General features: G+C 71.4%; 17 protein-coding genes. 10 read left to right on the plus strand and 7 right to left on the minus strand.

Features of this window, described 5'->3' with window-relative positions; translation table 11 throughout:
* Positions 1 to 88: 88 nt before the first annotated feature.
* The 3 genes from AC1DXK_RS03795 (at position 89) to AC1DXK_RS03805 (ending at position 4,255) form a co-directional block, all read left to right on the plus strand.
* Positions 89 to 2,563, plus strand: coding sequence for a heavy metal translocating P-type ATPase (locus AC1DXK_RS03795; protein WP_457104237.1), 2,475 nt, complete (start codon positions 89 to 91; stop codon positions 2,561 to 2,563).
* Positions 2,560 to 3,018, plus strand: a complete 459-nt coding sequence (gene cueR / locus AC1DXK_RS03800; protein WP_457104099.1) for a Cu(I)-responsive transcriptional regulator — start codon at positions 2,560 to 2,562, stop codon at positions 3,016 to 3,018. Before AC1DXK_RS03795 ends, cueR begins: the two co-directional genes overlap by 4 nt.
* 64 nt (positions 3,019 to 3,082) lie before the next feature.
* The gene (locus AC1DXK_RS03805) at positions 3,083 to 4,255 is read left to right on the plus strand and encodes a M20 aminoacylase family protein (protein ID WP_457104098.1); all 1,173 of its coding nucleotides are present in this window, start codon (positions 3,083 to 3,085) and stop codon (positions 4,253 to 4,255) included.
* A gap of 263 nt (positions 4,256 to 4,518) precedes the next feature.
* Here the strand turns inward: AC1DXK_RS03805 and AC1DXK_RS03810 are convergent, their stop codons facing one another.
* Positions 4,519 to 5,919, minus strand: a complete 1,401-nt coding sequence (locus AC1DXK_RS03810) for a leucyl aminopeptidase family protein (protein WP_457104097.1) — start codon at positions 5,917 to 5,919, stop codon at positions 4,519 to 4,521.
* 127 nt (positions 5,920 to 6,046) lie between these two features.
* Between AC1DXK_RS03810 and AC1DXK_RS03815 the strand changes: the two genes are divergently transcribed.
* The 3 genes from AC1DXK_RS03815 (at position 6,047) to AC1DXK_RS03825 (ending at position 10,833) form a co-directional block, all read left to right on the plus strand.
* Positions 6,047 to 6,868: a tetratricopeptide repeat protein gene (locus AC1DXK_RS03815; protein WP_457104236.1), complete on the plus strand. Its 822-nt coding sequence runs from the start codon at positions 6,047 to 6,049 to the stop codon at positions 6,866 to 6,868.
* 417 nt (positions 6,869 to 7,285) lie between these two features.
* Positions 7,286 to 9,985: an aconitate hydratase AcnA gene (acnA, locus tag AC1DXK_RS03820; protein ID WP_457104096.1), complete on the plus strand. Its 2,700-nt coding sequence runs from the start codon at positions 7,286 to 7,288 to the stop codon at positions 9,983 to 9,985.
* 161 nt (positions 9,986 to 10,146) lie between these two features.
* Entirely contained in the window at positions 10,147 to 10,833 is a 687-nt protein-coding gene (locus AC1DXK_RS03825; RefSeq protein ID WP_457104095.1) for a metal ABC transporter permease, read from the plus strand.
* A 91-nt stretch (positions 10,834 to 10,924) separates the two neighbouring features.
* Here AC1DXK_RS03825 and AC1DXK_RS03830 read toward each other — a convergent pair whose 3' ends face one another.
* Positions 10,925 to 11,155 carry a DUF6894 family protein gene (locus tag AC1DXK_RS03830; protein ID WP_457104094.1) on the minus strand — a complete coding sequence of 77 codons (231 nt, stop codon included), beginning with the start codon at positions 11,153 to 11,155 and terminating at the stop codon, positions 10,925 to 10,927.
* A gap of 382 nt (positions 11,156 to 11,537) precedes the next feature.
* Between AC1DXK_RS03830 and AC1DXK_RS03835 the strand changes: the two genes are divergently transcribed.
* A complete protein-coding gene (locus tag AC1DXK_RS03835; RefSeq protein ID WP_457104235.1) occupies positions 11,538 to 13,199 on the plus strand; it encodes an OFA family MFS transporter in 1,662 nt (553 codons plus the stop codon).
* Between the two features lie 79 nt (positions 13,200 to 13,278).
* Entirely contained in the window at positions 13,279 to 14,190 is a 912-nt protein-coding gene (locus AC1DXK_RS03840) for a LysR family transcriptional regulator (RefSeq protein ID WP_457104093.1), read from the plus strand.
* A gap of 173 nt (positions 14,191 to 14,363) precedes the next feature.
* On the opposite strand, the gene rpmG is transcribed toward AC1DXK_RS03840, so the two are convergent.
* The 5 genes from rpmG to rnr all read right to left on the minus strand — a co-directional run bounded on the left by rpmG (position 14,364) and on the right by rnr (position 19,325).
* Entirely contained in the window at positions 14,364 to 14,531 is a 168-nt protein-coding gene (rpmG, locus tag AC1DXK_RS03845; RefSeq protein WP_091717349.1) for a 50S ribosomal protein L33, read from the minus strand.
* 106 nt (positions 14,532 to 14,637) lie between these two features.
* Complete coding sequence (locus tag AC1DXK_RS03850) at positions 14,638 to 15,825, minus strand: MFS transporter (protein WP_457104092.1); 1,188 nt, start codon at positions 15,823 to 15,825, stop codon at positions 14,638 to 14,640.
* Positions 15,822 to 16,559 (minus strand): NUDIX hydrolase, encoded by a 738-nt coding sequence (locus AC1DXK_RS03855; RefSeq protein ID WP_457104091.1) that lies wholly within the window; start codon positions 16,557 to 16,559, stop codon positions 15,822 to 15,824. The genes AC1DXK_RS03850 and AC1DXK_RS03855 overlap by 4 nt, the downstream gene beginning before the upstream one ends.
* Complete coding sequence (locus AC1DXK_RS03860; RefSeq protein WP_457104234.1) at positions 16,522 to 16,980, minus strand: DUF983 domain-containing protein; 459 nt, start codon at positions 16,978 to 16,980, stop codon at positions 16,522 to 16,524. Before AC1DXK_RS03860 ends, AC1DXK_RS03855 begins: the two co-directional genes overlap by 38 nt.
* Before the next feature lie 23 nt (positions 16,981 to 17,003).
* Positions 17,004 to 19,325 (minus strand): ribonuclease R, encoded by a 2,322-nt coding sequence (gene rnr, locus AC1DXK_RS03865; protein WP_457104090.1) that lies wholly within the window; start codon positions 19,323 to 19,325, stop codon positions 17,004 to 17,006.
* Between the two features lie 379 nt (positions 19,326 to 19,704).
* Here rnr and ydiJ point away from each other — a divergent pair, with 379 nt between their 5' ends.
* Together ydiJ and AC1DXK_RS03875 are read left to right on the plus strand one after the other, a co-directional pair.
* Positions 19,705 to 22,791 (plus strand): D-2-hydroxyglutarate dehydrogenase YdiJ, encoded by a 3,087-nt coding sequence (gene ydiJ, locus AC1DXK_RS03870; RefSeq protein WP_477296947.1) that lies wholly within the window; start codon positions 19,705 to 19,707, stop codon positions 22,789 to 22,791.
* Positions 22,792 to 22,805: 14 nt separating this feature from the next.
* Complete coding sequence (locus AC1DXK_RS03875; RefSeq protein WP_457104233.1) at positions 22,806 to 23,696, plus strand: ketopantoate reductase family protein; 891 nt, start codon at positions 22,806 to 22,808, stop codon at positions 23,694 to 23,696.
* Positions 23,697 to 23,722: the final 26 nt, after the last annotated feature.

Genomic DNA, 23,722 nt, shown 5'->3' on the forward strand with positions numbered 1-23,722 from the left:
CTGTAACGGCCCGCAGACGGCCCTTGACCTTCCCATGATGGGAAGCCCCATCTGATGGGGCATGGATGCTTCGAACGGGATCGCCGCCATGTCGAAATCCGTCACCCTGACAGTCCCCATCTCGGGGATGTCCTGCGCCTCCTGCGTCGGCCGCGTGGAGCGCGCCCTGACGGCGCTGCCCGGGACGCGGGACGTCGCGGTGAACCTCGCCACCAACCGCGCCACCCTCGTCCTCGACGCGGGCACGACCCCGGGTGACGTCGCGGCGGCCCTGGCGGAGGCCGGCTATCCGGTTCCCGAGACGCAGAGCCTGCTCGCCGTCGAGGGAATGTCCTGTGCGAGCTGCGTCGGCCGCGTCGAGCGGGCGCTCTGCGCGGTGCCGGGCGTGACGGCCGCCAGCGTCAACCTCGCCGCGGGACGGGCCGCGATCCGGCACCCCGAGGGCGTGGTGTCGATGGACGACCTGATCGCGGCCGTGGAGGCGGCGGGGTACGAGGCCCGCCCGGTCGATGCGGGCCATCCGGCCGACCCCTCGGCCCGGCAGGCGGACGAGGGCCGGATCCTGCGCCGCGACCTGACCGTTGCGGCCCTCCTCTCGGCGCCCGTGGTCGTCCTCGACATGGGCGGGCACCTGCTGCCCGGCCTGCATGGCGGCCCGGTCACGGCGGTGGTCGAGGCGATCCTCGCCACCCTGGTCCTGGCCTGGCCGGGGCGACGGTTCTTCCTGCGCGGCGTGCCGGGCCTGCTGCGCGGCCACCCCGACATGAACGCCCTGGTCGCCCTGGGCGCCGGGGCCGCCTACCTGTTCTCGATGGTCTCGACGCTGGCGCCGAGCCTCCTGCCCGCGGGCGCGGCCCATCTCTATTTCGAGGCGAGCGTGCTGATCGTCACGCTGATCCTCCTCGGCCGGACCCTGGAAGCCCGGGCCAAGGGGCGCACGGGCCAGGCGATCGCCCGGCTGATGGACCTGGCCCCGAAGACCGCCCGGGTCGTGCGCGACGGCGCAGAGACCGAGGTGCCGCTCGACGCCCTGCGCATCGGCGACGTCGTCCGGGTGCGTCCGGGCGAGCGTGTGGCGGCGGATGGCTCCGTGGCCTCCGGCACCAGCCACGTCGACGAGAGCATGGTCACCGGCGAGCCGGTGCCGGTCCGCAAGGGGCCGGGCGACAAGGTGGTCGGCGGCACCCTCAACGGGCGCGGCAGCCTCGACCTGCAGGTCGAGGCCGTCGGCGGCGCCACCGTCATCGCGCAGATCGCCGCCATGGTGGAACGCGCCCAGGGCGGGAAGCTGCCTATCCAGGCGCTCGTCGACCGCGTCACCGCGCGGTTCGTGCCGGCGGTGATCGGGATCGCCGCCGTCACCTTCCTGGCCTGGCTCCTCCTGGCGCCGGCCCCCGCGCTGGGGCCGGCCCTGGTCAACGCCGTGGCGGTGCTGATCATCGCCTGCCCCTGCGCCATGGGGCTGGCAACGCCCACCGCCATCATGGTCGGCACCGGGCGCGCGGCGGCGCGCGGCGTGCTGTTTCGCGACGGCGCCGCGCTGCAGGGTCTGCGCGACGTGCGCGTCGTGGCGCTCGACAAGACCGGTACGCTCACCGAGGGGCACCCCCGGCTCACCGGGATCGTCCCGGCCGCGGGCGTGGACGAGGCCGAGGCGCTGGCCCTCGCCGCCGCGCTCGAGACCCGCTCCGAGCATCCGCTGGCCGGCGCCGTGGTGGCGGCCGCCCGCGACCGGAACCTCCGCGTTCCGGAGCCGGAGAGGTTCGAGGCGGTGGAGGGATTCGGCGTCGCGGGCCGGGTGGCGGGCCGGGCCGTGGCGCTCGGGGCGCCGCGCTACCTGCAGCGTCTCGGCGTCGCCCTGGACCCGGGCCTCGCCAGCCGCGCCGAAGGGCTGGCCGAGGCCGGGCAAAGCCCGATCCACCTCGTCCTCGACGGCGGGCACGCCGCGGTCCTGGCGGTGGCCGATCCCGTGAAGCCGGGCGCCGGCGCGGCGGTGGCGGCCCTGAAGGCGCGCGGTCTCGTGGTGGCGATGGTCACGGGCGACGATCCCGTCACCGCCGCGGGCGTGGCGCGGAGCCTCGGAATCGATGCGGTGGCCGCCGGGGTTCTGCCCGGCGGGAAGGTCGAGGCCGTCCAGCGGTTCCGGTCCGCGCACGGGCCGGTGGCCTTCGTGGGCGACGGGATCAACGACGCGCCGGCCCTGGCCGAGGCCGATGTCGGGCTCGCCATCGGCACCGGCACCGACATCGCGATGGACAGCGCCGACGTGGTGCTGATGTCGGGGGAGCTGGAATCCCTGGTCGAGGCCCTGGCGCTCTCGCGGGCGGTGATGGCCAACATTCACCAGAACCTGTTCTGGGCCTTCGCGTACAACGTCGCGCTGATCCCGGTGGCGGCGGGCGTGCTGGTGCCGTTCGGCGGCCCCGCCCTGTCGCCGATCCTGGCTGCGGGCGCCATGGCGTTCTCCAGCGTGTTCGTCCTCGGCAACGCCCTGCGGCTGCGCCGGGCCGGCGGACGACCGGCGTCCACGGGGGCGTCCGCGCTCACCGCGAGGCCGGCATGAGCGGGACGACCCTGACGATCGGCGAGGCGGCCCGGCGCACCGGGGTCTCGGCCAAGATGATCCGCTGGTACGAGGCGACCGGCCTGCTGCCGCCGGCCGCCCGGTCCGAGGCCGGCTACCGCCATTACGGCGCGGCCGATCTGCACACGCTGCGCTTCATCCGCCGCGCCCGCGACCTCGGGTTCAGCGTCGATGCCATCGCGGATCTGCTGGCGCTCTGGCGCGACCGCGCCCGCCCGAGCGCCGGGGTCAAGGCGATCGCCCAGGAGCAGATCGCCGATCTGCGCCGCCGCATCGCCGAGATGGAGGGGATGGCCCGGACGCTGGAGCATCTGGCGGAGGCCTGCTGCGGTGACGAGAGGCCGGACTGCCCGATCCTGGACGATCTCGCCGCGGCGGATCATGGCCCGACGCGGCAGCGCGCGATCCGCTCGCTCTCCAAGCGCGGCCGTTGACGGCGGCTCTGGCCCCGGCTTTGCTGGTCTGGTCGATCCCGAAGGCCACGAAAGCCCCGACCCGATGCCCGTCCTCGAACGGATCCGCGCATTCGCCGACACGATGACAACGTGGCGGCACGACCTGCACGCCCATCCCGAGCTGCTCTACGACGTCGAGCGCACCGCGGGGTTCGTCGCGGACAAGCTCCGGTCCTTCGGCTGCGACGCGGTGGTGACCGGCATCGGCCGCACGGGGGTCGTCGGCGTGATCCGGGGGCGGGGGCGCGCCTCCAACCGCGCCATCGGCCTGCGCGCCGACATGGACGCGCTGCCGATCCAGGAGGTGCGGGACCTGCCCTACCGGTCCACCGTGCCGGGCAAGATGCACGCCTGCGGCCATGACGGGCACACGACGATGCTGCTCGGGGCCGCCCGGTACCTCGCCGAGACCCGCGACTTCGACGGGGCGGCCGTGCTGATCTTCCAGCCCGCCGAGGAGGGCGGCGGCGGCGGCGAGGCGATGGTCGAGGACGGCCTGATGGAGCGGTTCGGGGTCGAGTCGGTCTACGGGATGCACAACATCCCCGGCATGGCGGTCGGCACGTTCGCGATCCGCCCGGGTCCGATCATGGCGTCCACCGACCGATTCACGATCACGATCGAGGGCCGGGGCGGCCACGCGGCCCTGCCGCAGAACGCCATCGACAGCGTGCTGGTGGGAAGCCACGTGATCATCGCCCTGCAGAGCATCGTGGCGCGCAACCTCGATCCGCTGCAATCGGCGGTGGTCTCGGTCTGCGCGCTGGAGGCCGGCGAGGCGTTCAACGTCCTGCCGCAGACCGTGACCATGCGCGGCACGATGCGCACGCTGTCCCAGGCGGTGCGGAGCCGGATCAAGGCGCGGATCGAGACCCTGGTCGCCGAGATCGCCGGCGGCTTCGGCGCGCGCGGCCTGGTCGAGTACGGGTCGAGCTATCCGGTCACCGAGAACCATCCCGCCGAGGCCGACTTCATGGCCGGCGTCGCCGAGGCGCTGGTAGGAGAGGAGAATGTCGACCGGGCCGTCGCGCCGATGATGACGGCCGAGGACTTCTCCTACATGCTCGGCCGCCGCCCCGGCGCCTACATGTTCATCGGCAACGGCGACAGCGCCTCGCTCCACCACCCGCATTACGACTTCAACGACGACGCCGCGCCGTACGGGGCCTCCCTGTGGGCGCGCCTGATCGAGACGGGCCTGCCGCTGACCGCCTGAGCGCGCCGCCGGCTCGGGGGCTGGCGGCGATCACCACCGCGGTGGGGCGGGCGTGATCCGCAACCGCGAGGACTTTCGTTTCGGGCTCGGGACGCTCCGGAGCCTGGCGCTATGCGACGGGGCCGGCATCCTGTAGCGGCAGGCGGGTCTTGCTTGAGCCGCATCGTCATCGCGAGCGCAGCGAAGCGACCCAGGGAAGCGCAGCCTCTATCAGCGTGGCGCTGACTGGATTGCTTCGCTGCGCTCGCAAAGACGAGAGGCGATCAGCCGCCGTAGCGCGCCTTGAGCAGCGCGTAGGTCAGCCGAGCTGTCTGGACCTCGCCGCCCTCCGGCCGGCCGGGCTTGGTGGAGGGGTTCCAGCCAAAGAGGTCGAAATGGCCGTGGGCCTTCGTCTTCGGGGCGAACCGGCGCAGGAACAGCGCCGCGGTGATCGCCCCCGCGAACGGGCCGCTCGAGACGTTGTTGAGGTCGGCCACCTTGGAGTCGAGCAGGCTCGCGTAGGGCGCGTGGAGCGGCATCCGCCAGACCGGATCGATCGCTGCCCGCCCCGCCCGCGCCACCGCCTCGGCCAGCGCGTCGTCTTCCGTGAAGAAGGCCGGCAGGTCCGGCCCGAGGGCCACCCGGGCCGCGCCCGTGAGCGTCGAGAAGTCGAGGATCAGGTCGGGGGCGTCCGCGTCCGCGAGGGTGAGCGCGTCGGCCAGGATCAGGCGCCCCTCCGCGTCGGTGTTGCCGATCTCGACGCTGAGCCCGGCCCGGCTCTTCAGCACGTCGCCGGGGCGGAAGGCGTTGCCCGAGACCGCGTTCTCCACCGCGGGGATCAGCAGGCGCAGGCGCAACCGGAGCCCGGCGCCCATGACCATGTCGGCGGCGGCGAGGGCTGCGGCGGCGCCGCCCATGTCCTTCTTCATCAGCAGCATCGCGGCCGACGGCTTGATGTCGAGCCCGCCGGTGTCGAAGGCGACGCCCTTGCCGATGAGCGTCACGCGCGGCGCGTCCTTCGAGCCCCAGGTCAGGTCGATCAGCCGCGGCGCCCGGGGCGAGGCGGCGCCGACGGCGTGGATCAGCGGAAAGTCCTTCGCCAGCGCGTCGCCCTCCGTCACGGTGACGGTCGCGCCGTGGCGATCGGCGAGGCTTCGGGCGGCCGCCTCGATCTCGGCGGGGCCGAGGTCGTTGGCCGGCGTGTTGACGAGGTCGCGGCCCATCGCCACCGCGGCGGCGATCCGCTCTACGTCGGCGGCGTCGATGCCGGTCGGAGCTGCGAGCCGGGCCTTCGTGCCGCTGCCGGACCGGTAGCGGCTGAAGCGGTAGCTCCCCATCAGCCAAGCGAGTGCGGCCTCGGCGGGCTCGGGCGCGTTCTCGAGGCGGTAGGTGCCCTCCGGCAGCAGACCCGGCAGCTTTCCGACGATCAACCGGTCGTAGGATGCGGCCTCCGGATCCCCGAGTCCGAACAGCACCCGCCCGAGGCCGCCGTCCCGGGCCGGCAGCAGCGCGAGGGTGCCCGCCTTCGGCTTGAAGCCGACGGCCTGGGCGAAGCTGCGCCCGGCGGGTTCCAGGCCGGCCTCGGTTTCCGCCCAGGCCGCCGTCGTGACCAGGGTCACCGGCACGGCCTGCGTGTCGGCGGGTCGGAGCGCGTGGATCGTCGCCGGGATCTCGGCCTGGGTCATGTGCCTCTCGCGTGCCGTCGGGACCAGCAGCTTAACCGGTGGTTAGGGTTAACGCTCTATCACCGGCCGGCCGGAAGCGTGAAGCGCGCCATCGCACCCGGCCCCGATGTCGGCGGAGCGTATCATGATGACGGCCCTGATCCGGGTCACACGATCTCAGGCCACCGCCGGACGCCGCACCGCACTGGTGGCTGCCGTGGTCGCGCTGGGGCTCGCCGGCTGCAACACCCGCTCTCCCGAGACCACCGGCTCGATCGGTCCCCTCGGAGCCCCCTCCACGGCCCCCTCCGCGGCCCCCGCGCGGCAGGACATCGACCGGCTGGCGGAGCGGTTCAACGCCGAGCCCACCGACGGCCGCACGGCGATCGCCTATGCCCGCGCCCTGCGGTCGACCGATCAGATCAACCAAGCCGCAGCGGTCCTGCAGCAGGCCGCCCTGCGCAACCCGCGCGACAAGGCCCTGCTCGGCGCCTACGGCAAGTCGCTGGTCGAGGCTGGCCGCTTCCGCGAGGCGATCGACGTGCTCGCCAACGCGCACACGCCCGCGAACCCCGACTGGCGCATCCTGTCGGCCCAGGGCTCGGCCTCCGCTCAGCTCGGCGAGCAGACCCGGGCACAGGGCTTCTACGAGGCCGCGCTCAAGATCCGGCCTAATGAGCCCTCGCTCCTGTCCAATCTCGGCCTGTCCTACGCGCTGTCGCGCAATCTCGATCTCGCCGAGCAGACCCTGCGGCTCGCCGCCGACCAACCCGGCGCCGATGCGCGGGTGCGGGCGAACCTCGCCATGGTCCTGGGCCTCAAGGGCCGCTTCGCCGATGCCGAGACCGTCCTGCGCCGCGACATGAGCCCCGGGGAGGCGGCCACGAATGTCGCTTCCCTTCGCAGGCTCGCGGCCCAGCCGAATCGGTCCAAGGCGCTGTCCGGCGCGGGTGCCCCCGGGCAGGGGTGACGCGAGCGCGGGGCTCCGGTGCTCAGCCGCGCCGAGGCCCGTGACCGACAGCCATCCCGTCGCTCCGGGCTCGCCTTCGGCATCCCGGACCGCCGATACACCGTGACGTTGGACTGGCCCGTCCCATGCGCGACGACGGCCGGCGCGCCACGCCGCGCGGCCGCACGCCCGGGCTCGACAGGAAAACGCACCTGTCATCGCGACCCGGTAGCGGCCAGATTCGAAAAGTTCTATATCCCTCCCTGGCTGCGCCGCGCGGCTTCACGGGCGTCCAAATCGCCCCCGCGCATCGTCTCCTACCCGGGCGCTCCCGGGGCGGCGCGCGCCCGTCGGGCGCTACACAGGCCGAACACAGACTTCGTAGCGCAGGTTTTGCCTGCGCGTGTTCGACAACCCGCAGCGAGGATAGAACCAGCCGTGCCCTCACTCGACAGCTTCAAGGCCCGCCAGACGCTCGAAGCCGGCGGCAAGACCTACACGTACTATTCGATCCCCCAGGCCGAGAAGAACGGCCTCGCCTCGGCAGCCGCGCTGCCCTTCTCCATGAAAGTGATCTTGGAGAACCTGCTGCGCTACGAGGATGACCGCTCGGTCAAGAAGGCCGATATCGCGGCCGCCGTCGCCTGGCTCGACCAGAAGGGCAAGGCCGAGGTCGAGATCGCGTTCCGCCCCGCCCGCGTGCTGATGCAGGACTTCACCGGCGTGCCGGCGGTGGTCGACCTCGCCGCCATGCGCGACGCCATGGTGGCGCTCGGTGGCGACCCGCAGAAGATCAACCCGCTTGTGCCGGTGGATCTCGTCATCGACCACTCGGTGATCGTCGACGAGTTTGGCACGCCGAAGGCGCTCGCCGACAACGTCGCCCTGGAATACTCGCGAAACGGCGAGCGCTACACCTTCCTGAAGTGGGGCCAGTCGGCCTTCGACAACTTCTCCGTCGTGCCGCCCGGCACCGGCATCTGCCACCAGGTGAACCTGGAATACCTGTCGCAGACCGTCTGGACGAAGGCAGAGGACGGGTCCGAGGTGGCCTATCCCGATTCGCTTGTCGGCACCGATTCGCACACCACCATGGTCAACGGCATGGCCGTGCTCGGCTGGGGCGTCGGCGGCATCGAGGCCGAGGCCGCCATGCTCGGCCAGCCGCTCTCGATGCTGATCCCCGAGGTCGTGGGCTTCAGGCTGGCTGGCAAGCTGCCCGAGGGCACCACCGCCACCGACCTCGTGCTCACCGTCACCCAGATGCTGCGCAAGAAGGGCGTGGTCGGCAAGTTCGTGGAGTTCTACGGCCCCGGCCTCGACGACATGGCGGTGGCCGACCGGGCCACGATCTCCAACATGGCCCCCGAGTACGGCGCGACCTGCGGCTTCTTCCCCGTCGACCAGAAGACCATCGACTTCCTGAAGGTCACCGGCCGCTCCGACGACCGGATCGCCCTGGTCGAGGCCTACGCGAAGGCGCAGGGCATGTGGCGCGACGCCAGCACGCCCGACCCGGTCTTCACCGACACGCTGGAACTCGACATGGGCGAGGTCCGGCCGTCGCTCGCCGGGCCGAAGCGCCCGCAGGACCGCGTGCTCCTCGACGGTGCGAAGCCCGGCTTCGCCGCCTCGATGGAGACCGAGTTCAAGAAGGCCGCCGACATCGCGCGCCGCTACCCGGTCGAGGGCACGAACTTCGACCTCGGGCACGGCGACGTGGTGATCGCCGCGATCACGAGCTGCACCAACACGTCGAACCCCTCGGTGATGATCGGCGCGGGCCTGCTCGCCCGCAACGCCGTCGCCAAGGGCCTGCGCTCCAAGCCGTGGGTGAAGACCTCGCTGGCCCCCGGTTCGCAGGTGGTTGGCGAGTACCTGGAGAAGTCCGGCCTGCAGGACCCCCTCGACGCGCTCGGCTTCAACCTCGTGGGCTTCGGCTGCACCACCTGCATCGGCAATTCCGGCCCGTTGCCGGAGGCGATTTCCAAGGCGATCAACGACAACGACATCGTCGCCGCGGCGGTCCTCTCGGGTAACCGCAACTTCGAGGGGCGCGTGAACCCCGACGTGCGGGCGAACTACCTCGCCTCGCCGCCGCTGGTGGTCGCCTACGCGCTGGCCGGCTCGATGCAGATCGACATCACGACCGAGCCGCTCGGCCTGGGCTCCGATGGCAAGCCGGTCTACCTGAAGGACATCTGGCCGTCCTCGGCCGAGGTGCAGCAGTTCATCGAGGAGAACATCACCTCGGCGCTGTTCAAGTCGCGCTACGCCGACGTGTTCGGCGGCGACCAGAACTGGAAGGATGTCGAGGTCACCGAGGCCGAGACCTTCGCGTGGAACCCGGGCTCCACCTACGTGCAGAACCCGCCCTACTTCGTCGGCATGGAGAAGACCCCGAAGCCGGTGGAGGACATCGCGGACGCCCGCATCCTCGGCCTATTCCTCGACTCGATCACCACCGACCACATCTCGCCGGCGGGCAACATCCGCGCGGCCTCGCCGGCCGGCGAGTACCTGCAGTCGCACCAAGTGCGCGTGCAGGACTTCAACCAGTACGGCACGCGGCGCGGCAACCACGAGGTGATGATGCGGGGCACCTTCGCCAACATCCGCATCAAGAACCAGATGGTGAAGGACGCCTCCGGCGGCGTGGTCGAGGGCGGGTGGACCCACTTCCAGCCGTCCGGCGAGAAGATGTTCATCTACGACGCGGCGCAGAAATACGCCGCGCAGGGCACCCCGCTGGTGATCTTCGCCGGCAAGGAATACGGCACCGGCTCGTCGCGCGACTGGGCGGCCAAGGGCACGAAGCTGCTCGGCGTCCGCGCCGTGGTGGCCGAGAGCTTCGAGCGCATCCACCGCTCGAACCTCGTCGGCATGGGCGTGGTGCCGCTGGTCTTCCAGGGCGACACGAGCTGGCAGTCGCTGGGCCTGAAGGGTGACGAAACCGTCACCATCAAGGGTCTCGCCGGCGAGCTGAAGCCCCGCCAGACGCTGACCGCGGAGATCAAGTCCGCCGACGGCACGGTGAAGCAGGTCCCGCTGACCTGCCGGATCGATACCCTCGACGAGCTGGAATACTTCCGCAACGGCGGCATCCTTCCGTACGTGCTGCGCTCGCTGGCGGCCTGATCCCCTGGGGCGGCCTTCGGGCCGCCATCGGGTTCTACGAGGCGGCGCCCACCGGGCGCCGCCTTATTTGTTACTCACGGCCTGTGTTTCGCTTGCGCACAACCTTGTTTTGCGCGCGGCAAGCCCCATAACCCGGCTCTCGAAGCCAGGATGGGACCTCGATGAAGCACCTCAGCAAGACCCTCGTCGCCGCTGGCCTGACGGCCCTTCTGTCGAGCGCCGCCTACGCCGCCCAGGTCGAGCGCGTCCGCGGCACCATCGACAAGGCCGACGGCACCACGCTCACGATCAAGACCGACGACGGCAAGACCGAGACCGTGGATGTCGGCGGCGCCAAGTTCGCCTGGGTGGTCCCGTCGAGCCTCGATGCGATCAAGGACGGCGTCTTCATCGGCACCGCCACCAAGGGCGAGAACCCCATGACCGCCCTGGAGGTGGTCCTCTTCCCCGAGTCGATGCGCGGGACCGGCGAGGGCCATTACGGCTGGGATTCGATCACCGACCAGACCGCAGGCGCCGGCGCCAAGGTCAAGAGCGCAATGACCAACGGCACCGTGAAGGTCGAATCGTCGAACGCCCCGAAGGTGAAGAGCGCCATGACGAACGGCACCGTGAAAGCCGACAAGGCCGCCGCGGGTGGCGAGCGCACCCTCACGGTGAGCTACGGCAAGGACGGGTCCAAGGAGATCGTGGTGCCGGCTTCGGCGCCGATCGTCGCCTTCGAACCCGCCGACAAGGCGATCCTCGCGCCGGGCTCCAAGGTCTTCGCGGTGGTCGCCAAGGACGGCGCCAAGGCCGAGGGCAAACTGGTGGCGGTGGGCAAGGACGGCCTGACCCCTCCGATGTAAGGCAGGGCGGCCCGTCCGGCGGGCTCCGTCGGGCGGGCCGATCGCCTCGGGGGCGCTGTCGAAGCGGATCGCTAGGCGGCGTAGGGCAGCCTCACTGATCCACGATGAAGAAGTTCGCCTGCGCCCGCATCACGAGCTTGCCGGTCTTGTCATAGGCGTGGGCCGTATACTCGTTCACGCCGGTCGCCTCGCCTTCGTCCTGCAGGATCGCGATCAGGGCTCTGCGAAGCAGAACCCGCAGGGCATGGAGATCAGGCAGTTCGGTCCCTTCCGCGTCGATGACTTCGACGTGGTTTGCCGTATCGATGAAATAGCGTGGCATTGCGGCTCCCGCAGATGAGGGCGGGGCGCGTTCGCTCTGAGGCCCTGCGACGCAGACTACGGTGCCGGGGAGGGCGCCGGACGCCTTGATCTGTCTCAACGGGCATCGCCGTGGACGGAGAGACGGTGGACCCCGCGCGGATACATGATCGGTCGCGTCCGGCTTCCCGGGTGCTGGGATCGCGGCGCGTCGTGCCCGGGCACGGATCCACTGCGACTCAGTGCCGATGTGCGGCCTGATTTCGGGGTTGACGCATACACGTCGACCCCGATTGGATTAAAATTGCCGTCTCAGCGTATAGCGCGCTGGTGCCCTGCACACAGATCGCGCATTCTCCCGCCGCGCGCGGCCCATGAACGAGGCTGCCGTGGAGGAGTCGATGATGAGTGCTGGCGTTGCGGGCGCGATCGCGCCTGATGGGACACCAAATTTTCTGTCGCGTGAGCGGATCGTCGCCAAGCCGGGCTTCAACCGGTGGCTGGTCCCGCCGGCGGCGCTTGCGATCCATCTCTGCATCGGCATGGCCTATGGCCTCTCGGTGTTCTGGCTGCCGCTGACCCGGGCGCTCTCCGTGGGCAAGCCGACGCCCGCCGCCTGCCCCGACATGGGCGTGATGACGGCCCTTTTCACCACAAGTTGCGATTGGCGCGTCAGCGACCTCGTGACGGTCTTTTCGATCGGCATCGTCGTGCTCGGGCTCTCGGCCGCACTGTTCGGCGGCTGGCTGGAGCGCGCGGGTCCGCGCAAGGCGGGCATCGTGGCCGCCCTGTGCTGGGGTGGCGGCTTCCTGATCGGCGCGCTGGGTGTCTACGTCCATCAGCTCTGGCTGGTCTGGCTCGGCATGGGCCTGATCGGCGGAATCGGGCTGGGCCTTGGCTACATTTCGCCGGTATCGACGCTGATCAAGTGGTTCCCCGACCGCCGCGGCATGGCCACCGGCATGGCGATCATGGGGTTCGGCGGGGGTGCCATGATCGGCTCGCCGCTGGCCGACAGCCTGATCAAGAGCTTCCGGACCGCGGACTCGGCCGGCGTCTGGCAGACGCTCGCCGTCATGGGCATCGGCTACATCCTGTTCATGCTGGGTGGTGCCTTCGGCTACCGGGTGCCCCCGGCCGGCTGGCGCCCGGACGGGTGGACCGCGCCCGCGTCCAAGAACGCCATGATCGCATCGGGGCACGTCCATCTGCGCGACGCGCACAAGACCTCCCAGTTCTGGATGATCTGGCTCGTCCTGTTCCTCAACGTGTCGGCCGGCATCGGCGTGCTGGCCCTGGCCTCGCCGATGCTCCAGGAGATCTTCGGCGGCGAGCTGATCGGCCTGCCGGGCACAAGCTTCTCCACCCTCGACGCCGGCCAGAAGGCGCAGGTCGCGGCCATCGCGGCGGGCTTCGTCGGACTGCTCTCCCTGTTCAACATCCTGGGCCGGTTCTTCTGGGCTTCGATGTCGGACCGCATCGGGCGGAAGGGCACCTACGCGATCTTCTTCGCGCTGGGCGGCCTCCTGTACGCGGCGGCGCCCTGGGCCGCCGGCATCGGCTCGCAGGCTTTGTTCGTCGCCATCTTCTGCGTGATCCTGTCGATGTATGGCGGCGGCTTCGCGACGGTTCCGGCCTACCTCGCCGACGTGTTCGGCACGCAGTTCGTGGGCGCCATCCACGGCCGCCTGCTCACCGCGTGGTCGATGGCGGGCATCGTCGGACCCTTCGTCATCACCAAGATCCGCGAGGCGCAGGTCGCAGCCGGCGTGCAGGGGGCGGACCTCTACGGCCGGACCATGTACGTGCTCGCGAGCTTCCTGGCGGTCGGGTTCATCTGCAACCTGCTGGTCCGGCCGTTGGCGCAGCGCTGGTTCATGTCCGATTCCGAGCGCGCCTCCCTCGACGTCCGCACGGGCGCGACGGCCGACGGACCGTCCGGGTCGTTCGGGATCGGACGCGGCGGCTTCAGCCTCGGCGCGGCCCTGGCCTGGGCGGTGGTCGGCATTCCGATCGTCTGGGGCATCGGCATCACCCTGTCGAAGGCGTTCATCCTGTTCCGGTGAGTGCCGGGAGCCCTCGGTTGTGGCCGGCACGGCGGGTCGCTAGGGTTCCGGCGCCTCGCCGTGCCGGGACGCCTCCGTCGTGATCGACAAGCTGGACTTCCTGCTCGCGCTCGCCCGCGAGCAGCATTTCGGGCACGCCGCGGAATCCTGCGGGGTGACCCAGCAGACCCTCTCGGCCGGCGTGAAGCAGCTGGAGAACCGGTTCGGCGTGCAACTCGTGCTGCGCGGCTCCCGCTTCCAGGGCTTCACCCCCGAGGGCGAGCGGGTCCTGGAATGGGCGCGGCGCATCGTGGCCGATGCCCGGGCCATGCACGAGGAAGTCACCGGCCTGCGCCGGGGCCTGACCGGGCACCTGCGCATCGCCGCGATCCCCACGGCCCTGCCGATGATCGTGAACCTCACGACCCCCTACCGCGAGCGGCATCCGGACGTGCGGCTCACGGTCGAATCAGCCACCTCGGCCGACATCTTCTCGCTGATCGAGAACCTCGAGGCGGATGCCGGCCTGACCTACCTGGACAACGAGCCGCTCGGGCGGGTGGTCTCCGTGCCGCTCTATCGGGAGCGCTATCGTCTCGTCACGGCGATCGGCGGCCCATTCGACGGCCGGGCGAGCGTCACCTGGGCGGAGACCGGCAGCCTGCCGCTGTGCCTGCTCACCCCGAACATGCAGAACCGGCGGATCATCGACCAGCAGATCCGGGAATCTGGTGCGGATCCCGCCGCGACCCTCGAGTCGAACTCGATGATCGTGCTGTTGACCCACGTGCGCACCCTGCGCTGGGCCTCGATCATGCCCGAGATCCTGGTCGATGCGCTGGGACCGATGGAGGGCGTGCGCACGATCCCGATCACCGCCCCGGACCTGGAGCACACGATCGGCCTCGTCGCCCCGCGGCGTGAGCCGTCAACGCCGATGGTGACCGCCCTCGTGGCCATCGCGCGATCCCTGGCGCGGACGCTCGATCCGGACCTTCCAGCGCCCGCCTGACCGCGCAAGCCGCCGTCGTCGCCGACCAACGGGGGCGTTTCCCCGTGCGGGGCGCGGCGGGATTCCCGCACTCGGCGGCCCTCCGCCCGCAGGAGGGCGCCCCAAAGAAAGAAGCCGCCCCGTCCCCGGAGCGGCTTCACATGAACGGTCGGGCCGGGATGCGGCCCGGCGTCTTACTTGATCTTCGTCTCCTTGAACTCGACGTGCTTGCGCGCGACCGGGTCGTACTTGCGCATCGACAGCTTCTCGGTCTGCGTCCGGGAGTTCTTCTTGGTGACGTAGAAGTAGCCGGTGTCGGCGGTGGAGATGAGCTTGATCTTGACGGTGACGGCCTTGGCCATGGCGCGGCGCTCCTGCAGGGTGCGGCATTCCGCGTGAGCGAAACGCAAATGGCCGGGAAGGCCCGGCCGAATACGGGCGGGTGAATGCCCGATCGGGCTCGGCAGGTCAAGAGTGGCGGGGCACCCACTCCGTGGCAGCCAGCCATCCGGCGAAGGCCAGAAACAGGGCGAGGAGCGCCAGCGCGAAGCCGTGCGGCGGCGCGAGGTCGAGGCCACCGCCGATCACCGGCGGACCCAGCATCAGCCCGACATTGTAGAGCACCACGAAGGCCGCGTTGGCGCCAGCGAGATCGTTTGCCGGCGTGCGGTCCCCGAGCATCGCCAGCCCGACCGTGTAGAGGGTGCCGGCGATCCCGCCCCACACCAGGAGCAGGAGGCCGAACGCGATGGGACTGCCCGCCGCCAGGGGGATCAGGGCCGAACCCGCCGCACCCGCGAGTCCGGCGCCGAGCAGCACGGCGCTGCGGTCGAGCCGGTCTGCGAGCCAGCCGAACGGGATCTGGAACAGCACGTTGCCCAGCGCGATCAGGCTGACGAGGCCGGCCGCTCCTTGCGCGTCGTAGCCGAGGCGCAGGCCGTAGAGCGGCAGGATTGCGAAGATGCCGGTCTCCACCGCACCATAGGCGAGGGCCGCCGCCAGGGCGCCTGGAGCGAGCCGCACGTAGCCGAGGATACTCCGGCCCGAGCCCGTCTCGATCGTTGGCGACAGCCCGCGGGCCAGCAGGATCGGCAGGCCGCCGGCCAGCATCAGGACGGCCCCGGTTGCGTAGGGCGCCGGCCCCTCGGTCCCGACCAGCGCCAGCAGCAGGGGGCCGACCGCGAACCCCGCCGCCAGGACGGTGGCGTAGATGCCCATCACGAGGCCGCGACGCTCGGGGGGCGCGGCCGCGTTGATCCAGTATTCGGACAGGACGAACAGCGCGCCGAGGGTCGCCGAGAAGACGAAGCGCAGGGGAAACCACAGGGCAATGCCCGGCAGGAGCGGGAACAGCGCCAGGCTGACCGCCCCGACGAGGAGCGCCAGGCCCAGCAGCGGCGCAACGCCGATCCGCGCCGCGAGCCGCGGCACGAACGGCACCGTGCAGATGCTGGCGATGCCGGCCACCGCCGTGTTGAGCCCGATCAGCGTACTCGACGCGCCGCGCCGCTCCAGCTCGATCGAGAGGAGCGGGATCGAGAGGCTCAGCCCTATGCCGACGACGGTGACGCAGGTCACGGCCGCCGAGATCGCCGCCACATCTTCCGATCGGATCCCCCGCCGCGCCTCCCGTGCCAGCTTTTCCGGGTGGCTCACAAGGCTACCCGCTCCCGGCGGCCGTAGCGTTCGTAGTGGAAGGGGATCATCCGATGCGGCGCGAAATCGACGGTGATCTGCGCCTCCAGGTCATCGAGGATCGCCCGGGTTATGTAAGGCAGGTCGAGCTTGCGCGCGGCATCGAGGCGGACCCAGGCGAGTTCGGTGAACTCGGCGTCGACGCTGATCCGCCCCGGCTCCTCGGCCGCCACCATCCGGTGGTCGACCGCGAAGAAGCGCGTGTCGAAGCGGCGCACGCGCTTGGGCGGGGTGATTGCCCGGGCCACGAGGTGCAGGGCCTCGAGATCCGGAAGGACGCCGTGGCGGCCAAAGCCCTCCCAACCCTCCGGGGTGCCCTCGGGGGCGCCGTGCTCGGTCGTGCCGAGCAGCAGGCCGGTCTCCTCGTAGGTCTCGCGGATGGCGGCGAGGGCCAGTGCGCGGCCGAGATGATGCGGCGGGCGGGAGACCTGCCGGGTCAGGGCCGCCTCCGCGTAGTCGGGGAGCGCCCCGGCCACCGGCATGTGGCGGTCGCCGAGTTCGATCCGGCCGCCCGGAAAGACGAACTTCCCCGGCATGAAGGCGAGGTTCGGGTTGCGCCGGCCCATCAGGACCTTGGGGCCGCCCTTTCCGCGCCGGTCGATCACGATCATGGTCGCGGCGTCCCGCGGGCGCAGGCGCGCCGCGGCGGGCTTCCCCTCAGGACCGGTCGCGATCTGTGGCTCCGGCTGCGGCAAGGCGGGTCTCCTCCAGCCCCGGGACGGGGCGGCTCCGCGGTAGCGTGGCGAAGCCGTGCATGCCAAGGGCGTATTGCAGGCCGACGACGGCGCCCTTGACCGGCTGGAGCAGGACAAGGGCGAAGAGGAGCGTGAAGACCGGCCAGACGCCCATCTCCACCCAGAGGGGCACCTCGTAGGCGCTCTCGGTCTCCAGGATCAGGTACCCGACGATGTGGGCGACGATGAAGATGACCACGTAGGGCGGCAGGTCGTCGGCCCTGTGGTGGTGCAGCTCCAGGCCGCAGGCCTCGCAGTCGGGCCGGACCTTGAGGAAGCGGCCGAAGATCCGCCCCTGTCCGCAATGGGGACAGCGGCCGATGAAGCCGCGGGCCAGCGCGGGGATCAGGCGAGTGCGGGCCGGGAGCGCGTCGGCGGTCATGGGAGGGGTGTACATCGGCCCGGTCAGCGGCGCGAGCCGCGATGGCGCGACCCGGTGTTGCGGATTCCGGCGGGGCGGCCGGGCGGCGCGGACTTGAACGGTCGAGCGCCGGGCTTCTGCCCCGGGCCGGCCTTCCGGGCGCCCGACCGGGAGCGGCCCTCGCTGAGCAGCTCGAAGCGCAGCGCGCCGGCGATCGGCGCGGCTTCCACGAGCCGCACCTCGACCCGGTCGCCGAGGCGGAACGTCTCCCCGCTTCGCTCGCCGACCAGGGCGTGGCGGCCTTCCTCGTGGCGGAAATAGTCGGCGCCGAGCTGCGAAACGGGCACGAACCCGTCGGCGCCGGTCTCGTCGAGCTTGATGAACAGCCCGGCGCGGGTCACCCCCGCGATCTGACCCTCGAAGGTGGCGCCGACCTGATCGGCGAGGTGGTGGGCGATCAGCCGGTCGATGGTCTCGCGCTCGGCCGCCATGGCGCGGCGCTCGGCGGCCGAGATCTGCTCGCCGATCTGGGCGAGCTCACCCGCGGAGATCGCGACGGCCAGACCGTCGGAGCCGAGCCGGCAGGCGGTGATCAGCGCCCGGTGGACGACGAGGTCGGCGTAGCGCCGGATCGGCGAGGTGAAGTGCGCGTAGCGGCGCAGGTTCAGGCCGAAATGGCCGAGGTTCTCGGCGGCGTAGACCGCCTGGGCCTGGCTGCGCAGGATGACCTCGTTGAGGAAGACGCCGTGCTCGGTCTCGGCCGCCATGGCCAGGATCCGGTTGAACAGGGCGGGGCGCAGCGCGCCGTCCTTCGGCAGCTTGATGCCCACCGAAGCCAGAACCTCGCCGAGCGCCCGCATCTTCTCCTGAGCCGGCTCGTCGTGGACGCGGTAGATCAGCGGCTGCCGGGCGTGCTCCAGGGTCTCGGCGGCGGCCACGTTCGCCTGGATCATGAACTCCTCGATGAGCCGATGGGCATAGAGGCGCTGGGGCACGATCACCCGGTCGACCGCACCGTCGGGGCTGAGCAGGACCTTGCGCTCGGGCAGATCGAGGGCGAGCGGCCCGCGGCGGTCCCGGGCCTCCCGCAGGGCCGCGTACGCGGCCCAGAGCGGGCGGAGCGCCGTGTCCAGCAGCGGCCCGGTCGCAGAGTCCGGCTGTCCGTCGATCGCGCCCTGCGCCTGCGCGTAGGCGAGCTTGGCGCGGGACCGCATCATCACCCGGTGGAAGCTGTGGCGGCGCTTCTCGCCATCGGCGGCGATGACCATGCGCACCGCGAGCGCCGGCCGGTCCTCGCCCTCGCGGAGCGAGCAGAGGTCGTTCGAGATCCGCTCGGGCAGCATCGGCACGACCCGGTCGGGGAAGTAGACGGAATTGCCCCGCTCAAGCGCCTCGCGGTCGAGGCTCGAGCCCGCCCGCACGTAGGCGGCGACGTCGGCGATGGCGACGGTGAGGATGAAGCCGCCCGGATTGGCCGGATCGGGATCGGCCTCGGCCATGACGGCGTCGTCGTGGTCCTTGGCGTCCGGCGGGTCGATGGTCAGGAGCGGCCGGTCGCGCCAATCCTCCCGGCCCGTCAGGGGCGCGGGCTCGGCGGCGTCGGCTTCCGCCAGGGTCGCATCCGAGAAGACGTGCGGAATGTTGTGCAGGTGGAGCGCGATCAGGCTCACCGCCTTCTCGGAGCCGAGGGAGCCCAGACGCTCCCGGACGCGTCCCCGCGGCAGCCCGAACCGCGTCTCACGTTCCAAGGTGACGCTGACGAGGTCGCCGTCGCGGGCCTGCCCCTCCTCGCCGGGCGGGATCATGATCTCGCGGCCCTGCGAGCGCTTCTCCACCGGCGCGATCCGGCCACCCTGCGCGCCGGCGCGGTAAACCCCGATCACCTCGGCCTTGTTCTTGCCGATGACCTTAACGACGCGGCCCGCATAGCCGCCCTCCGCGTCGCGCTCGACGCGGAGCAGGACGCGATCGCCAATGCCCGGCGCCGGCCGGTTGCCCTTGCGAGGGCCGCGCGGCTGGGTCAGCACGATGGAGGGTGGCTTCCCGGCCCCGCCCCATTCCACCGGCACGGCCAGGAAATCGCCATGGCGGTCCCGCGAGCGGATGTCGGCCAGAACCACGGGCGGCAGGTGGCCCGCCGGGGCGAGTCCGCCGCGGCCGCGGTCGAGGTCGCCGTCCGCCTCGATCTCCTTGAGGACGCGCTTGAGGTCGATCTTGGCGGCCCCCGTGATGCCGAAGGCCTTGGCGATCTCCCGCTTGCCGACGCGCTCCTTCGACTCGGCGACGAAGGCGAGGATCTGCTCGCGGGTAGGGAGGGGCGGAGGAGCCGCGGGCTCGGCCGCCGGAGCGGTGGTGCGTCGTGCCAAAAGGTGGGTGCCAGACAATTCTGCGGAGGAAGAGCCCGCGTGCGGGCCGAGAATCGGACGGACGATCCTGCGATCCCAAGATGGGTGTCCGGGCGGCCCGCGGCAACGCCGCGCCGTCCGTCCTCAACAGGCGCGATCCGTCCGTGTCTATAACCGTGGAGGCGACCTTCCGGATCAGTTCGGCCGCCATGTCAGTCTCGAAGCCGGGTGCACGGATCGCCTCCAGGCCGAGCCGACAGGCGCGCCGGCTTGCCCGGTCCACCTGCCCGTCGAGCGTCCCGCGCCGGCCGGTGTGGCAAGGGGATGCCGGCGGGCGCAGGGAGACGCGCGACAGAACGGCCGATCTTCCTTCGCGATCTGCCGGGTGTAGAAGGCACGGATGATCCCGGTCCTGACCCGCCGAACCGAGGCCGTGCCGCTCTACGAAGCGGCCTGCGCCGAGCTGCGCCTGCGCGGCTTCGAGGGCGACCTGACGCTCTCGGACGCCGACCGCACGGTCTTCGCCACCGACAACTCGATCTACCAGGTGGAACCGGGGGCCGTGGCCTTCCCGCGGACCCGCGACGACCTCGTGCGCATCGCCAAATTGCTGGACGACCCGCGCTTCGCCGCGATCGTGATCCGTCCGCGGGGCGGGGCCACGGGCACCAACGGCCAGTCGCTCGGCCACGGCCTCGTGGTCGACACCTCGCGGCACATGAACCGCATCCTGGAGATCGACGCCGCCAACCGGAGTGTCCGGGTCGAGCCGGGGGTGGTGAAGGACCAGCTCAACCGGGAACTCGCCAAGCACGGCCTGTTCTTCGCGCCGGAACTCTCCACCTCGAACCGCGCCACGATCGGCGGCATGATCTCCACCGATGCCTGCGGGCAGGGCTCGTGCCTCTACGGCAAGACCCGGGACCACGTCCTGGCCCTGACCTGCGTGCTCACCGACGGCACGGTCTGGACCGCCGAGCCCCTGGACGAGGCGGGGCTGAGCGCCGCCAAGGGGCGCAACGACCGCGTCGGCGCGATCCACCGCACCGTCGATACGGTCGTCACCGAGAACGCGGCGCTGATCGCCGCGCGCTTCCCCAGGCTCAACCGCTGCCTGACCGGCTACGACCTTGCGCATCTCCGCGACGCGGAGGGGCGCTTCGACCTCAAAAGCGTCCTCTGCGGCTCGGAGGGGACGCTGGCGCTGATCGCCGAGGCGCGGCTCAACGTGCTGCCGATCCCCAAGGCCGCGGTTCTGGTGGCGCTGTCCTACGTCGATTTCGACGCGGCCTTGCGCGACGCGCAGGCGCTCCTGCCGTTCGGCGCCGCCTCGGTGGAGACGATCGACTCCACGGTGCTGGCGCTCGCCCGCAGGGATCCGATCTGGGCCGAGGTGCAGGCCTTCTTCCCCGACGATCCGGCCGGGCGGCCGGTGGACGGCATCAATCTCGTGGAGTTCGTGGGCGACGACGCCGCGTCCGTCGAGGCCGTCCTCGGGCGGCTCATCGCCATGCTGGAGGCCGAGCGCGGCCCGGACACCAAGCGCCTCGCCTTCACCGTCGCCCGGGGTGCGGCGATCGAGAAACTCTGGACCATGCGCAAGAAGGCGGTGGGCCTCCTCGGGGCCGCCAAGGGCGACGCGCGACCAATCCCCTTCGTGGAGGACACGGCGGTCCCGCCGGAACGGCTCGCCGACTTCATCGCGGAGTTCCGGGCGCTCCTCGACGGCAAGGGGCYGCGCTACGGCATGTTCGGCCACGTCGATGCCGGCGTCCTGCACGTCCGGCCGGCGATCGACCTGAAGGATCCCGCCCAGAACGGCCTGATCCGCGAGGTCACGGAGGGCGTGGTGGCGCTCACCGCCAAGTATGGTGGCCTGCTCTGGGGCGAGCACGGCAAGGGATTCCGCTCCGAATTCGTGCCCCGGACCTTCGGCCCGCTGATGCCGGCCCTGGAGGCCGTCAAGCGCGCCTTCGATCCGGGCGACCGGATGAACCCCGGCAAGATCGCTTCGGCGACGGGTGAGGCGCTGACCCCGATCGACGGTGTGCCGCGCCGGGGCGAGCAGGACCGCACCATCCCGGCGCCGGTCCGCCGGGATTTCGACGAGGCCCTCCATTGCAACGGCAACGGCGCCTGCTTCAGCTTCGATGTGGACGAGGCCATGTGCCCGTCCTGGAAGGTGACCCGCGAGCGCCGGCACTCGCCGAAGGGCCGGGCGTCGCTGATGCGCGAGTGGCTGCGCCGCGCGGCGTCGGACGGCGTCGATCCGACCGCCGAACTGGCGCGGCAGCGGGCCGGGTGGCTCCGCGACCTGGCCGCTACCCTATGGGGCACGATCCGGCGGCGATCCGAGGCGGGCGACTTCTCCCACGCGGTGAAGGAGGCGATGGATGGCTGCCTCGCCTGCAAGTCCTGCACGGGCGCCTGCCCGATCAAGGTCGACGTCCCGAGCTTCCGGGCGAAGTTCCTGGCGCTCTACCACACGCGCTACGCCCGGCCCCTGAAGGACCACCTCGTAGCGGCGCTGGAACCGCTCCTGCCGCTGGCCGCCCGGGCGCCGCGCCTGAGCAACGGCCTCCTGATCAATCCGGTGGTGCGCCTGCTGCTCGCCAGGGCCGGACTGGTCGCGATCCCGACCCTGTCGCCCGTCGCCCTCTCGGCGCGGCTGGCGGATCTCGGCGTCGCCGTCGCGACTCCCGAGGCGCTCGCCCGGCTGGACCCCGGCGATCGGGAGAAGGCGGTTCTGGTGGTGCAGGACGCCTTCACCAGCCATTTCGACGCGGAGGTCGTGGCCGACGCCTGCGCGCTGCTGGCCGCCCTCGGCTTCAAGCCCTGGCTCGTGCCCTATCGCCCGAACGGCAAGCCGCTGCACGTGCACGGGTTCCTGGCCCGGTTCGCCGCCGTTGCCCGGTCCAACGCCGGGATGCTGTCGGAACTGGCGCGCCAGGGCGTGCCCCTCGTCGGGATCGATCCGTCGATGACGCTGACCTACAGGTCCGAATACGCGCAGGCGCTGGGAGGCGGTGACCTGCCCAAGGTCCATCTGCTCCAGGAATGGCTCGCCGCGCAGCTCGACCGGATCCCACCCCGGCAAGGTGGCGGGACGCTGCAGCTCTTGCCCCACTGCACCGAGCGCACCAACGCGCCGGGCGCGGTCCGCGACTGGCAGGCCCTGTTCGCCCATCTGGGCCTGCGGCTCGAGGTGCCGGCGGCCGGCTGCTGCGGCATGGCCGGAACCTATGGCCACGAGGCGCGCCACCGGGCCACGTCGGAGGCGATCTACGGGCTGAGCTGGGCGCGCCTCGTGGCCGAGGCGCCCGGCTGCACCCTGCTGGCGGACGGCTATTCCTGCCGCTGCCAAGCCAAGCTCGTCGACGGCGTGCGCCTGCGCCACCCGGCCCAGGCGCTCCTCGATCATGTCCGCAGCAGCGCCGTCGGCGCAGCCCCGTTCCATCCCGAGCGCGCCGCGGCTTCGGCGCGATGAGCAGCGGTACCGCCATGAACGTCGCTGTCGTCGGAGCCGGCGCGGTCGGCTGCTATTACGGGTTCCTCCTGGCCAAGGCTGGCCACCCGGTGACGCTGATCGGCCGTCCCGCCCTGGTCGAGGCGGTACGGTCGGACGGTCTCGTGCTGGAGAGCGCGGGCGGGACGGACGCGGTGCCGGTGCGGGCGACGACGGAGGGCGAGGGGGTCACCCGGGCCGAGCTCGTGCTCGTCTGCGTGAAGTCCGGCGACACCGAGGCGGTCGGCGCGATGATCGCGCCGCATCTCGCCGCCGCCGCCACGATCCTCAGCCTCCAGAACGGCGTCGACAACGCCGAACGGCTCGCCGCAGTGCTCGGCCGGCCGGTGGTGCCGGTGGCGGTCTACGTCGCCACCGCGATGACCGGGCCGGGCCGCGTCCGGCACAACGGGCGGGGCGACCTGATCCTCGGCGCCTCGGAGACGAGTGCGGCCATCGCCGCCGCGTTCACGGCGGCCGGGATCCCGACGACGGTCTCGGAGCGCGCCGTCGACGCCCTCTGGGCGAAGCTGATCATGAACTGCGCCTACAATGCCCTGTCGGCCCTGACGCAGCTTCCCTACGGCCGGCTGGTCCAGGGCGAGGGCGTCGTCGCATCCATGACCGACGTGGTGCGGGAATGCGGCGCCGTCGCCAGAGCCGCGGATGTGCGGGTGGCGCCCGACATCTTCGACAGCGTCATGGCGCTCAGCGTCGCCATGGCCGACCAGCGCTCGTCCACCGCCCAGGACCTGGCCAGGGGCCGGCCCAGCGAGATCGACCATCTCAACGGCTACGTCGTGCGCAAGGGCGCGGAACTCGGCGTCCCGACGCCGGCCAACCGGATGCTGCACACGCTGGTCAAGCTCGCCGAGCGGGACGGCTAGATCGCCCTGGGTGGCTCGGGACGACG

The sequence above is a fragment of the Methylobacterium sp. P3_A11 genome (assembly GCF_056403155.1).

What these genes read in the sequence shown, in the direction of transcription:
- AC1DXK_RS03795 (WP_457104237.1), top strand. Translation starts at nt 89, where the DNA reads ATGTCGAAATCCGTCACCCTGACAGTCCCCATCTCGGGGATGTCCTGC.
- AC1DXK_RS03875 (WP_457104233.1), top strand. Translation starts at nt 22,806, where the DNA reads ATGAACGTCGCTGTCGTCGGAGCCGGCGCGGTCGGCTGCTATTACGGG.
- AC1DXK_RS03815 (WP_457104236.1), top strand. Translation starts at nt 6,047, where the DNA reads ATGACGGCCCTGATCCGGGTCACACGATCTCAGGCCACCGCCGGACGC.
- AC1DXK_RS03825 (WP_457104095.1), top strand. Translation starts at nt 10,147, where the DNA reads ATGAAGCACCTCAGCAAGACCCTCGTCGCCGCTGGCCTGACGGCCCTT.
- AC1DXK_RS03860 (WP_457104234.1), bottom strand. Translation starts at nt 16,980, where the DNA reads ATGACCGCCGACGCGCTCCCGGCCCGCACTCGCCTGATCCCCGCGCTG.
- rpmG (WP_091717349.1), bottom strand. Translation starts at nt 14,531, where the DNA reads ATGGCCAAGGCCGTCACCGTCAAGATCAAGCTCATCTCCACCGCCGAC.
- cueR (WP_457104099.1), top strand. Translation starts at nt 2,560, where the DNA reads ATGAGCGGGACGACCCTGACGATCGGCGAGGCGGCCCGGCGCACCGGG.
- AC1DXK_RS03805 (WP_457104098.1), top strand. Translation starts at nt 3,083, where the DNA reads ATGCCCGTCCTCGAACGGATCCGCGCATTCGCCGACACGATGACAACG.
- AC1DXK_RS03810 (WP_457104097.1), bottom strand. Translation starts at nt 5,919, where the DNA reads ATGACCCAGGCCGAGATCCCGGCGACGATCCACGCGCTCCGACCCGCC.
- AC1DXK_RS03830 (WP_457104094.1), bottom strand. Translation starts at nt 11,155, where the DNA reads ATGCCACGCTATTTCATCGATACGGCAAACCACGTCGAAGTCATCGAC.
- AC1DXK_RS03835 (WP_457104235.1), top strand. Translation starts at nt 11,538, where the DNA reads ATGAGTGCTGGCGTTGCGGGCGCGATCGCGCCTGATGGGACACCAAAT.